Origin of the sequence: Alkalihalobacillus trypoxylicola, assembly GCF_001590785.1 — a bacterium.
GTDB classification, from domain to species: domain Bacteria; phylum Bacillota; class Bacilli; order Bacillales; family Bacillaceae_D; genus Alkalihalobacillus; species Alkalihalobacillus trypoxylicola.
In genome coordinates, this window is the sequence record NZ_LTAO01000012.1 from 41363 (window position 1) to 55317 (window position 13955).

The 13955-nt window shown below is 35.4% G+C and carries 8 protein-coding genes; all 8 read left to right on the forward strand.

The features are described from left to right. Positions 1-17 precede the first annotated feature (17 nt). The 8 genes from AZF04_RS07290 to AZF04_RS07325 all read left to right on the forward strand — a co-directional run bounded on the left by AZF04_RS07290 (position 18) and on the right by AZF04_RS07325 (position 13391). Positions 18-1652, forward strand: a complete 1635-nt coding sequence (locus tag AZF04_RS07290; protein WP_061948178.1) for a glycerol-3-phosphate dehydrogenase/oxidase — start codon at positions 18-20, stop codon at positions 1650-1652. 65 nt (positions 1653-1717) lie between these two features. After that, positions 1718-3457 (forward strand): phospho-sugar mutase, encoded by a 1740-nt coding sequence (locus AZF04_RS07295; RefSeq protein ID WP_061948179.1) that lies wholly within the window; start codon positions 1718-1720, stop codon positions 3455-3457. Between the two features lie 143 nt (positions 3458-3600). Continuing rightward, positions 3601-4761, forward strand: a complete 1161-nt coding sequence (locus AZF04_RS07300; RefSeq protein WP_061948180.1) for a galactokinase — start codon at positions 3601-3603, stop codon at positions 4759-4761. 12 nt (positions 4762-4773) lie between these two features. Beyond that, positions 4774-5760: a UDP-glucose 4-epimerase GalE gene (gene galE, locus AZF04_RS07305; protein WP_061948181.1), complete on the forward strand. Its 987-nt coding sequence runs from the start codon at positions 4774-4776 to the stop codon at positions 5758-5760. A 21-nt stretch (positions 5761-5781) separates the two neighbouring features. Continuing rightward, the gene (gene galT / locus AZF04_RS07310) at positions 5782-7305 is read left to right on the forward strand and encodes a UDP-glucose--hexose-1-phosphate uridylyltransferase (RefSeq protein ID WP_061948182.1); all 1524 of its coding nucleotides are present in this window, start codon (positions 5782-5784) and stop codon (positions 7303-7305) included. 353 nt (positions 7306-7658) lie between these two features. After that, positions 7659-9077: a SpoVR family protein gene (locus AZF04_RS07315; RefSeq protein ID WP_061948183.1), complete on the forward strand. Its 1419-nt coding sequence runs from the start codon at positions 7659-7661 to the stop codon at positions 9075-9077. Positions 9078-9812: 735 nt separating this feature from the next. After that, positions 9813-11564 carry an ABC transporter ATP-binding protein gene (locus AZF04_RS07320; protein WP_045485406.1) on the forward strand — a complete coding sequence of 584 codons (1752 nt, stop codon included), beginning with the start codon at positions 9813-9815 and terminating at the stop codon, positions 11562-11564. Between the two features lie 15 nt (positions 11565-11579). After that, on the forward strand, positions 11580-13391 hold the full coding sequence (locus AZF04_RS07325) for an ABC transporter ATP-binding protein (protein ID WP_153017231.1): 1812 nt from the start codon (positions 11580-11582) through the stop codon (positions 13389-13391). The last annotated feature ends 564 nt before the right edge of the window (positions 13392-13955 follow it).

The window sequence follows — 13955 nt, forward strand, 5'->3', positions numbered from 1 at the left end:
TGGAAAGGACAAAAGAAATGAATCATTCTTTTTCAAGTGAAAACAGAGAAAATATGAAAAATGAAATGAAAACAGGCGTTATCGATTTATTAATCATCGGTGGTGGTATTGCAGGGGCAGGGATTTTATTAGATGCACAGGTAAGAGGGGTTTCATCGGTCATATTAGAGATGAATGACTTTGCTTCAGGAGCTTCTGGGCATTCTACTAAGCTATGTCACGGCGGTTTTAGACATACTAAGCAGTTTGATATGAAGAGATCGGCTGAATTAGCAAAAGAGCGCGCTATTATACACGAGAACGCCCCTCATTTAACGAGGCCTGAGCCGATGCTAATCCCTATATATAAGGAAGGTCCATTTGATCGCTGGAAGACTTCTATTGGCTTAAAGATGTTTGACCATTTAACAGATGTTAAAAAAAGAGATCGTGGAGAAATGTTATCCAAAAAACAAACGCTAAAGATTGAGCCTTCTTTAAATGGAGACCGCTTAAAAGGAAGTGGACTTTATATCGAGTATCGAATGGAGGATGCAAGGCTAACTCTTGAAATTATTAAGGAAGCGGTTAAGCGTGGCGCAAAAGCATTGAACTATATGAAGGTTGAATCCTTTATTTATGAAAATGGAGTAGCGATCGGAGTCATAGCGGTTGATTTAACATCGGGAGAGGCGATTAAACTTTATGCGAAAAAGATTGTCAATGCAACAGGTGCTTGGCTTGATCGATTAAGAGAGCAGGACCGTTCGCTTAATGATACTAAGCTAAAACTTGTTAAAGGGTTGCATTTAGTTTTTGACAGTAGCGTTTTCTCATTAAAATATGGGGTGTATTTCAAATCTAAAATGGACGATAAAATGATTTGCGCTGTTCCTTATCATAATAAAATTTATGTAGGAATGTCAGAAACAGATATTGAGGATGTAAGTGATGTAGCTAGTTATTCAGAAAGTGAGAGAGATTATCTCTTAGAAAATTTAGGTCACTTTTTTCCACAGCTGAATCTTGAAAAAGAGGATATTATTTCTTATTGGACTGGGGTACGTACATTTGTACAAAAATCCACAAAATCAAAAAATGATGAATATAGTAATCATGAAATTATCATTTCGGATTCAAAGATTATTTCTGTTATGCTTGGAACATTAACGGCTTATCGTATAACAGCTTCTAAAGTAGTGGATGGAATTTGTGAGCAGCTTAAAATAACAAACCCATCAGAAACAGAATCGATTACCCTTTCTGGAGGTCATGTAGGTGGTTCTGATTTATTCTCAAATTACGTCAAGAAGATGACAAAAGCAGGAAAAGAATTAGAACTGAGTGAGCAAAAAATAAATCAACTTGTTGAAAGATATGGCTCAAATATCGGGAATATTTTTGCGAAAATGAGAACGAATAAAAGGCATGCTAAAAGATGGGATTTACCATCTGATCTTTATGCAGAAATTCGATATGGAATAGAAGAAGAGATGGTGATGAGCCCGCTGGATTTCTTTAGTAGAAGAACAAGCTATCTTTATTTTGAGCCACATTATGTGAAGGAAAATTATAAAATGGTTCTACATTATTTTAGTGATTATTTCCATTGGTCACCAGAAAGGCTTCAAATAGAAACCAATCGTATGGAAGAAGCTTTAGCATCATCTTAGAGACATTCATTATTGAGTATGAAAATGATATAATAGCCTTTAAAAAGACAAAGGGAGGAAATGTAATGGAGTGGAAACTAGAATATGAAAAATGGAAGAAGCATAGTCAATTTGATAGTGAATTAAATGAAATGCTCTTAAAAATAGAAAAGAATGAAACAAGTTTAGAAGATTGTTTTTATAAAAACTTAGAGTTCGGAACAGGTGGAATGCGAGGAGAAATTGGTCCTGGACCTAATCGTATGAATGCCTATACGGTAAGAAAAGCGGCGGAAGGGCTTGCTCGTTATATTGAAGCAAATGGTAAGGATGCGGTGGAAAGAGGAGTTGTTATTGCCTTTGACTCGAGACATAAGTCTCCAGAATTTGCAAAGGAAGCAGCTTTAACTCTTGGTAAACATGGAATAAAAACCTATGTATTCCACGATCTTAGACCAACACCTGAGCTTTCTTTTGCTGTTCGCTATTTAAATACATATGCTGGAATTGTCATTACGGCTAGTCATAATCCTCCTGAATATAATGGATTTAAGGTATACGGTCCAGATGGGGGACAGCTTCCTCCAGGTCCTGCCGACGAGCTTGTTCGATATGTTAGTGAAATTGAAAATGAGTTAGAAATTAAAGTAGGAGATGAAATGGAGCTAAAGGGTGAACGCTTATTTCAAATCATTTCGGAAGAAGTAGATGATGCCTACAACGAAAAGCTTAAGACTATTGTTGTCAATCATGATATTATTGAACAATTTGGAAAAGACGTAAAAATGGTGTTCACACCACTTCATGGTACGGCTAATGTACCGGTCCGTCGTATCCTTGAAGATGTTGGTTTTGAACAATTGACCGTAGTTCCAGAACAAGAGTTACCTGATCCAAACTTTTCTACGGTTACTTCTCCTAATCCTGAAGAGCATGCTGCTTTTGAAATCGCCATCAAATATGCTGAAAATATCGATGCCGATCTTTTAATAGCTACAGATCCTGACGCTGATAGAGTAGGGCTTGCTGTTAAGGACAATAACGGAGAATATATTGTCTTAAGTGGAAATCAAACAGGAGCACTATTACTAGAATATTTATTATCACAAAAAAAGGAAGCTCAATCGCTTCCGGATAATGGAATTGTAATGAAAACGATTGTTACCTCAGAGCTAGGAAAAACGATTGCCAATAAATATGGTCTAAAATCAATCGATACATTAACAGGCTTTAAATTTATTGGTGAAAAAATTGCTCAGTTTGAAGAAAGTAAAGAACAAACATTTTTATTTGGGTATGAAGAAAGCTATGGCTATTTAATTGGTGATTTTGTACGAGACAAAGATGCTGTGCAGGCTTGTTTACTTGCTGCAGAGATGAGTGCCTATTATAAATCAAGAGGTAAAACCGTATATGATGGCCTATTAGAGCTTTATCAAAAATATGGATTTTACTTAGAAGGTCTTCAGTCCTTGACGTTAAAGGGTAAATCAGGTATAGAGAAAATTAATCATATTTTGACGAGCTTCCGTACGAATCCCCCAGAAGTAGTAGCAGGTGAAGCGGTCTTACAAATTGAAGATTATCAATCAAGTGAAACAACGCAAATGAGTAATGGTTTAGTAGAAAAAATAGAGTTGCCAAAATCGAATGTTTTAAAATATAAATTATCAAATGAAACATGGTTTTGTATACGTCCATCAGGTACAGAGCCAAAAGTTAAGTTTTACTTCGGTGTTAAAGAAGATGGCTTAGCAAAGGCTGAAGAAAAATTACAGCTTGTAAAAGAATCAGTCATGAATATTGTTCATGAGTATCTCTCATAGTTTAAAAAAACTCCTACAATTATTTACATATTTGTAGGAGTTTTTTGATAAAAATACAGCAAAACTTATACACACAAAAGAATAAAAATATGGTAGAATAAATTAATTAAATTAATTAATAAAGTTGAAGGCGAGGTTTTTTTATGGAAAATCAATATGTGGAGAAGTTTTTATCGATTTTTGAAGGTGAGCAGCAGGAAGTTCATACGTTTTTTGCTCCTGGAAGAGTCAATTTAATTGGTGAGCACACAGATTATAATGGTGGCTTTGTTTTTCCAGCAGCCTTAACGATTGGAACTTATATGGTGATTCGCTTGAGAGAGGATGGCTATTTTCATTTAGCTAGCGCCAATTTCGAACAGCGTATTAGCTTTCATCAATCAGATTTAACCTTTAAAAAAGAAGATGATTGGGGAAATTATCCAAAGGGAATTTTATCTCAATTTGAAGCATTAGATTTCGCTTTAACTGGAGCAGATATATATTATATTGGTCATATACCTAATGGTTCAGGCTTGTCTTCTTCCGCTTCAATAGGTATGGTTACAGCTTTTGCATTTAATGAATTGCTGAAGGGGTCTCTTAGCAGAGTAGAGTTAGCTAAATTATGTCAGCGCATGGAAAATCATTTCATGGGTGTGAATAGTGGAATTATGGACCAATTTGCTGTTGGTTTAGGGAAAGAAGACCACGCTCTATTTATAAACACTCACAATTTGGAATTTGAGGCTGTCCCTTTAACGCTAGGAAATTATAAAATTGTGATTTCAAATACGAATAAACGAAGAGGATTAGCAGATTCAAAATATAACGAAAGACGTTCTCAATGTGAGGAAGGTCTAAAGCAATTACAAGAGGGTGGAATACAAATCGAACATTTAGGTGCTCTAGGTCAAGATGAGTTTGAGAAGCATCAATCTTTGATTAAGGACTTATTAATATTAGCAAGAGTTCGCCATGTAATTACAGAGGATGAGAGAGTACTTAAAGCTGTAGCAGCTCTTAAATCAGGAGATTTATTGCAATTTGGTCAGTTAATGTGTGAATCACACGATTCATTAAGAGATGATTATGAAGTAACTGGATTAGAGTTGGATACTCTTTATACAATTCAAAAAGCTCAATCAGGTTGTATTGGGACGAGAATGACAGGTGCAGGCTTTGGTGGTTGCACAGTAAGCCTTGTAGAAGATAGTCATGTAGAAAGCTTTTGCCAAAATGTAGAGGCAGCTTATGAGAAGGAAATAGGCTATAAGCCTACGTTTTATTTAAGTGAAGCTGGTGAAGGTGTCAAACTTATATAGGGGGTTTTAACTATGGCAATTCTAGTAACGGGCGGTGCTGGTTATATCGGTAGTCATACCGTTTTATATTTAAAGGATCAAGGAGAAGAAGTGGTAGTTTTAGATAGTCTAGAAAAAGGTCACTTAGATGCTGTACAAAATACAACCTTTTATCAAGGTTTTATACATGATGAGCCTTTATTAGATCAGATTTTTACGAATCACCAAATTGAATCTGTTATTCATTTTGCTGCCTCTTCTTTAGTAGGAGAAAGTGTCGAGAAGCCTTTAGAATATTATCAAAATAATGTTTTAGGAACCTTTTCCTTAGTAAAGAAAATGGTTGAGCATGGTGTCAAGAATATCGTTTTTTCATCTACAGCTGCTACTTATGGAGAGCCTGACAATACCCCAATTGTGGAAAGTATGATGACCAATCCTACGAATCCGTATGGAGAAACAAAATTAGCGATAGAAAAACTATTAAAATGGTGTGAGCCAGCCTATGGATTGAAGTCTGTTTGCTTACGTTATTTTAATGCGGCTGGTGCCGATCCAAAGGGGACCATTGGAGAAGACCATCAACCTGAGTCACATTTAATTCCTATAGTTTTACAAGTTGCACTTGGACAAAGGGAGCATGTTTCTATTTTCGGTGATGACTATGATACCGAGGATGGAAGTTGTATACGTGATTATATTCATGTAATGGATTTAGCCTCAGCTCACTACTTATCCTTGAAGAAATTGAAAGAAAGCAATAAGAGCAACATATACAACTTAGGAATTGGAAATGGTTTTTCTGTCAAAGAAGTAATTGATGTTTGTAGACAAGTAACGGGCCATGAAATTCCTGCTCAAATTGCACCGAGAAGAGCGGGCGATCCAGCTGTACTCATTGCCTCTCCAGAACGTGCAAAGAAGGAGCTTAATTGGAAGCCTGAATATACACATTTAAGAGAAATCGTGACACACGCTTGGAATTGGCATGTAGCTCATCCGAATGGCTATAGCAAATAAGCTGGAGAAAGGAAGATATACATGAGTGTCAACATTTATGAGCAAATAGAACGCTTAATACAATTTGGTCAAAAAAAGGGTCTACTATCTAAATGGGATGTAGACGAAACCCGAAACCGTATATTAGCTGTTCTTCAGTTAGATGATTTTCAAACACAGAAAGTAGAGGATGAGGAGCTACAAAGTCCAGTACCTATTTTAGAGCAAATGCTAGATTGGGCAGTAAACCAATCTTTAATAGAAGAAAATACCGTTACTTATCGTGATTTGTTTGATACAAAAATTATGGGTTGCATGACTCCCAGGCAATCAGAGGTTATTCGTCATTTTAATGAAAACTATCATTCAGTTGGTCCAGAGAAGGCCACGGAGGATTTTTATGAACAGTCAAAAAATTTACATTATATTCGAACAGACCGTATCGCCAAAAATGAACATTGGTATACCAAATCAGATTATGGTGATTTAGAAATTACGATTAATTTATCAAAGCCTGAAAAGGATCCAAAAGCGATTGCAGCAGCTAAAAAGATGAAGACTAGTGAATATCCATTATGTTTACTTTGCAAGGAAAATGTCGGCTATCAGGGAAGAATCAATCATCCTGCTAGACAAAATCACCGAATTATTCCTGTTGATTTAATAGAGGAGCAATGGTATTTACAATTCTCTCCATATGTTTATTATGAGCAGCATGCGATTATATTTCGTGGTGAGCATGTGCCAATGAAAATTTCAAAGAAAACATTTGAAAGATTATTAATGTTTATTAAACAATTTGATCATTATTTTTTAGGGTCTAATGCAGATTTGCCTATTGTTGGTGGCTCTATCTTAAGTCACGATCATTTCCAAGGAGGCTATCATACTTTCCCAATGGCCGTTGCTGAGGTTGAACATAGCTTTGATTTAGTTCATTTTCCTGGAGTGACAGCTAGTATAGTTCGTTGGCCTATGTCAGTTATTCGTTTACAAGGAATAGAAATATCCGCCCTTATAGAGGCAGCTGATTTTATATTCAATCGTTGGAAACAGTATGAAGATCAATCAGTCGAGATTATTCCTTTTACTGGTGATGAACCGCATAATACGGTTACGCCTATAGCTAGAAAGAATAATGACACATATGAATTAGATTTAGTTTTAAGAAATAATCGTACATCTGGAGAATTTCCAGATGGAATCTTCCATCCCCATCAAGAGGTTCATCATTTGAAAAAAGAGAATATCGGGTTGATTGAAGTGATGGGACTTGCAGTTCTGCCGGGGAGATTAAAGGAAGAATTAGCCTTACTAGCTGAAGCACTTTTAGAGTCTAATCCAAAAACAGTCATTGAAAATCATCCAGATATTTCAAAGCATTTAGATTGGGGTCTTAAAATAAAAGAGCAATATCAGGGTCAGCTTAATGAAAATACAGTAATGGATATATTAAAAAAAGAAGTTGGCTTAACATTCGAGACAATCTTAGAGCATGCAGGTGTATTTAAACGGACTCAAGAAGGTACGGAAGCTTTTATTCGTTTTATGAAACACTTAAATTGAAAAATGATTGCTTAAATAAAACGGAAAGAAAGACCAAAGCGAAGAACATTCCTAACAAGAGGGTGTTCTTCGTTTATTTTTAAAAAGGAAAAGGAAAGGAGAATATCGAGACTATAAGGTAACAGTAAGTGTCTGAAAACTCTTTAGTGGCAGTTGACAGGGAAGGGTGCTGAAGCTCTGACCAGGAGAGCCAAAGTTTCTCCTGTAGCGATTTTGTTCTACATTTTAAATCAATTATTCGTCATTCTAAGACTTGTTTTTGGCCAAAATGTCTTCTTCTCTTGTTTTCCTTTTTCATCTTTTTGAATGTCACGACATAAAGTGTAAAAAGCGTGAACAAGGAGGGACTATTCATGACAAGCAGTGATTGGAAGGAGTTAGAGGGCGCGATTTCTGAAATTACAGAGATTGCCTCGGGATTTGGCCTAGATTTTTATGAAATGAGATATGAAATTTGTCCGGCTGAAATTATTTATACATTTGGTGCGTATGGCATGCCAACAAGATACTCACATTGGAGTTTTGGAAAACAATTTCATAAAATGAAGCTTCAATATGATTTAGGGCTTAGTAAAATTTATGAGTTAGTCATTAATTCTGATCCCTGCTATGCTTTTTTATTAGATAGCAACAGCTTAATTCAAAATAAACTAATTGTTGCTCACGTCCTTGCACATTGTGATTTTTTCAAAAATAATGTTCGTTTCTCAAACACTCGTAAAGATATGGTTGAAAGTATGGCAGCAACTGCTGACCGTGTCGCACATTATGAGCATGTTTATGGTAAACAAGAGGTTGAGAACTTTCTAGATGCTGTCCTTGCTATTCAAGAGCATATAGATCCTAGCTTAATTAGACCCAAATTATCTTGGAGTCTCGACCAAGAAGAAGAAGAAATCAAGCCGCGGCGAACAGAATATGATGACCTGTGGAATTTAGATAGGGAGAAGACTGCTACCGAAAGTCAGCAAGGGAAAAAGAAGAAAAAGAAATTACCACCTAGTCCAGAAAAAGATTTATTGCTTTTTATTGAGGAATATAGCCGGGAATTAGAGCAATGGCAACGAGATATTTTGACGATGATGAGAGAGGAAATGTTATATTTTTGGCCCCAATTAGAAACAAAGATTATGAACGAGGGGTGGGCCTCTTTTTGGCACTCAAGAATCTTAAGAGAAATGAACTTAACTAGTGATGAAACGATTGAATTTGCCAAGTTAAATGCAGGTGTTGTACAGCCATCTAAAACCTCTATTAATCCATATTATTTAGGACTCAAAATCTTTGAGGATATTGAAGAAAGATATAACAATCCTACCAAAAAAATGATGGAGGAGCAGGGGGTTACAAAGGGCTCAGGTAGAGAAAAGATGTTTGAAGTAAGAGAAATTGAATCTGATATGTCCTTTATCAGAAATTACTTAACAAAAGATTTGGTTTCCAGAGAGGACATGTATCTATTTCAAAAACAGGGAAGTGACTATAAAGTTATTGATAAAGAGTGGGGGCATGTTCGTGATCAGCTCGCCAATTCAAGGATTAATGGAGGCTTTCCTTATTTAGTAGTAGTAGATGGTGATTTTTTAAAAAGTGGTGAATTGTATATCAAACATGAATTTGAAGACCGAGAGCTCGATATCACTTATTTAGAGAAAGTGCTTCCTTATATTTATCAACTTTGGGGCAGACCTGTTCATTTAGAAACAACCGTAAATGAAAAACAAATGATTTATATACATGATGGGAAGAAAACACATCGAAAATACTTATAGGAATTAGGGGCTGTTCCAAAAGGTGAGGAAATAACCTTTGAGGGATTCAGTCCCTTTTTAAACGTATGAATAGGTTGATGATTTCAAAATAATCTAAGCTACATTTGAATGGAGCAGGCGTGGAAGTAGTATAGAAAAAGTCGGGATGAAACCTTTTACCAAAAATTGTATAAGAGGTGCTATAACCTGTTTGATTAGAAAAACTTGGACAAATTTCTAATGAAAAGAAAAAGTTCTAATAATAAATAGGGAATCAATCTCCATCTACATGTCATAAAAATAGAGAAAAAATCGAAGAAAATTTTTTCTGAAAAAAACAAGTAAAACTAATTGACAATTAAGAGTAATCTGTTAGGATATTTAAGAGTCAAAAACAATTGAGGAGAATTGTAGTGAATTTGATGTAATTTATTGAAAGTAATTATAATAATTTGAAAATAAAAAGAGGTGTTTAACAAATCTTATTATGTTGAAGTGTATCAGAGAATTAAAATTTATCAGCTCAACTGCTATGGAAAATTGTATAAGCTAAAGGAGTGGTCAAGGAAAGAACGGCAAATGCTTTTCGATCTGATTTCAGAAAATTAGCAAAAGACAATAGGTAACTATAACAGGATAAGGGTATGATGATGATTTCTTATTTATAATTACTTCGAGTCACTAAATTTCTTAGACAGGTCTGTTCATATGACAACACAGAATAGTTCGATTTTGTAAGAAAAGGTGGGGGGATTTGTGGACACTTTTAAACGTCTAAAAGAATTTTATTTACCATTTAAAAAGTACTTCTTCTGGTCGTTAATTTCTTTGTTAGGTGTAACGGGGATGACAGTAGTTTATCCAATTATTTTACAGCAAGCGATAGACTCTGTTTCATTAGGAGATTATAGCATTATACCTAGCTTAGTCATTGCTTTAATAATTGCTACGCTCATTAAAAGCGTAACAGCTTTTATTAATCAATATTATGGCGATTTATTTGGGATATCTTCCGTTTATCAACTTCGTAAAGTACTTTATAAAAAGCTTCAATTTTTACCTTTTAAATATTATGATAATGCTAAAACTGGTGACTTAATGTCACGACTAACGGCTGACGTCGAAGGATTTCGTTTCTTTTTATCCTTTGGTTTTGCTCAATTAGTGAACTTTGTCTTACTTGTCACCTTTAGTTTTGGCGTTATGTTTTTTTATTCAGTTCCATTAACTTTACTAACCATGGCCACACTACCTTTCTTAGTAGTAGCTGTTTACATGTTTGATAAACGTGTTCATCCTCGCTTTCGTTTAATTCGAAAATCGTTAGCAAATCTGAATACAAAGGTTCAAGAAAATGTCAGTGGTGTTCAAACAGTAAAGGCACTGTCTCAAGAAGAGGAAGAGTCGAAACGATTTGATTTAAAAAATGAAGATTATCGATCAAAGCACATCGATATTGCTCATGTTTGGGGTAAGTACTTTCCTTTCATGGAGATTATAGGAAATATGTCTTCTGTAATCCTAATTGGTTTTGGAGGATATTTAACCATCACAGGCAGTATGACTCCTGGAGAGTTTGTTGCTTTCTTTAGTTTAATTGGATTTATTGTGGGACCGATTATGCAATTGGGCTTTATTATGAATACGTTTTCTCAATCGAAGGCATCGGGTGAGCGGTTATTAGAAATTTTAGATGCTGAAGAAAGAGTGGATGAAAACAGGTTTGATAAAAATAAAGTTCGATTAATAGGTGAGGTCGAATTCGAAAACGTTGATCTCTTATATGATAAAGAGCAAAAAGCGCAAGCCTTAAAGGATGTTTCTTTTAATGTTCATAAGGGAGAAACGATTGGTTTAGTTGGAGCAACAGGTTCTGGTAAATCAAGTATTATTCAATTGATTACAAGATTTTATCAAAAATCAGCTGGAGAAATTAGAATTGATGGAAAACCAATTGAAGATTATTCGATGAAGCAGCTTAGAAGTAATATAGGAATTGTCTTACAAGAAACCTTCTTGTTCTCATCTACGATTAAAGACAACATTGCATATGGGAATAGTGAGGCTACAATGGATGAAATAATAGCAGCTGCCAAGAGGGCGGATGCACATGAGTTTATATCAGAGCTTCCAGAAGGCTATGAGACAGTCTTAGGTGAAAGAGGATTAGGTCTTTCAGGAGGACAAAAGCAGCGGATTGCTATTGCACGTGCGATTATTATGGATCCAGCCATTTTAATAATGGATGATGCAACAAGTGCTGTTGATATGCAAACAGAAGTGAAAATTCAGAAAGCGTTCCGTGAAGTAATGAAAGGAAGAACCACTTTTATTATAGCTCACAGAATTTCTTCTGTTAAACATGCCGATCAAATTATCGTATTAGATAAGGGGCAAATTGTAGAACGGGGTACACATGAGGAATTATTAGAAAATAACGGTGGAATTTATCGCCGTATTTATGATATTCAAAATCAAGATCAGCAGTATGTACTCCAACAGGCATAAGGGAGTGTAAGGTGAATGAGTGAAAAAGCAATGAAAGCTAGAAAAACTCGTTTTCATTATACGGTAGAAAATATTATTGAAAAACCGTTTAATTGGAAACAGATGACACGTTTATTACAATATATGAAGCCTTATGCGAAAACGTTATTACCTAAAACCATTCTGATGATGTTATTTGCTACGGCTGTTCGATTATTTATTCCTTTTGTAGCCGGTTTTATGGTAATCGAATATGCCATTATACCAGGTGATTATAGGATGCTTGCCATCCTTACGGGGATTGTTCTCGCGCTCTATATTTTATCTTATTTTGCTAATATGTTTCGAATCAAATGGATGAACGAGCTTGGACAACATATTATCTTTGATATTAGAGAAGCCCTTTTTAAGCATATTCAAAAATTGTCACATCGTTTCTTTGACCAACGATCTGCGGGCTCTATTCTAGTCCGAGTTATTAATGATGTCAATTCACTTCAGGATTTATTTACAAATGGTGTTATTAATTTAATTATGGATATCGTAATGCTATTAGGGATTGTGGTCATTTTATTCTCTTTAAGTCCTGAATTAGCTATTCTTGTGTTAATAATTGTACCTATCATGTTTTTTATTTCTACAAAACTTCGTAGGAAAATAAGACGTGCGTGGCAATTTGTTCGGGTAAGGCAATCTCTTTTAAATTCGCATTTAAATGAAAGTATTCAAGGTGTTCGCGTGACACAAGCATATGCACAAGAAAAAGAAAATATGGAGTTTTTTGAAGGTGTAAACCATGAAAACTTTAAAAGCTGGAAAAATGCTACGAAACAGAATGCATTATTTCGTCCGTTTGTAGAATTAGCCAGTGTTCTAGGAGCAGCTATTTTGATTTGGCATGGCTCTAATCTTATTCAAAGTGGGTTAGAGGTCGGAATATTTGTTTCGTTTGCTTTTTACTTAGGAATGTTTTGGGAGCCTATCTCAAGACTAGGTCAGGTTTATAACCAGCTTTTAGTTGGGATGGCTTCGTCAGAAAGAATTTTTGAGTTTTTAGATGAAAAGCCATCTGTTCCAGAAAAACCAAATGCAATAACTCTTGGTGATGTAAAGGGGAAAATGCAGTTTGAAAATGTTGAATTCGCTTATAATGAAAAACGTAAAGCTCTAAAAGGAGTGAACTTAACATTTGAAGCTGGTCATACAATAGCCCTTGTCGGTCACACCGGATCAGGTAAATCAACGATTGTTAATTTAATGAGTCGATTCTATGACCCAACAGCTGGAAGAGTATTATTAGATGGAAATGATTTGAGGGATCTTAAGTTAGATGAGCTGCGAGCTAATGTTAGTTATGTCCTGCAGGATACATTTATTTTTGCAGGGACCATCATGGAAAATATCCGCTTTGGGAAACCAAGTGCTACTGATCAAGAGGTAAAAGCAGCAGCTGAGGCCATTGGAGCTCAAGTATTTATTGAAAGACTAGAGAAGGGCTATGATACTGAGGTGGAGGAAAAAGGAAGTGTGCTATCAGTAGGGGAACGGCAATTATTATCCTTTGCTAGAGCATTACTTGCTGACCCTAAAATCCTTATCCTAGATGAAGCGACTGCTAGTATTGACACAGAAACAGAACTGAAAATTCAGGAGGGCTTAAAAAAGCTATTGCACAATCGTACAGCGATTATGATTGCACACCGCCTTTCTACAATTAGAGATTCAGACTTAATTATTGTTCTTGATCATGGTAGTTTAGTCGAACAAGGAACACATAATGAATTGATGGAGAAGCATGGAACGTATTATCAACTAGTCAAATCTCAGTTTTCAGCTATTAATGATTGATCGTATAAAGTAGAGTCTAAGACCCTTCGTATAAATAAGGAACTCAACAGATGTAAGTTCCTCTGGTCTTCCCTCCCTCAAGACACTACACGTGTCTGTGATGGGGTGGCGCCAAATTAACTTTTCTGAATGTAAGTGAATTCAGCAAGGCCTGCCCGCTAGAATACGACTTTTATAAAGATTCTACCAATTCAACAGGACTCTCCTTCTTTTGGTAAGAAGGAAGGTCCTGTTTTTATTTGCGTATGCATGTATTGCAAACCATTTCAAGTTTCACTACATGTAATAGTTTAAAAAAAGCTTTCGTCTCAGCTTTATTTGTTTTATACCTGAGTGAATTTCATTAGCTGAAAACAGGCCCTTGGGAAAGCATCTATCTAAAGTGAAAATCAAAAACCTAACCTCTGGGTTTTCATTTAAAGATAGGAATGATGGAATTATTTCATCTAATATTATGAAACGATTTAATCCATTTGTACGTATATAATAGAGCAAACATAGAGAAGTTCATTCTACATCTTTATTCAAGCTGTTTTTTGCTTTATGATGATAGTATGTAGTTAG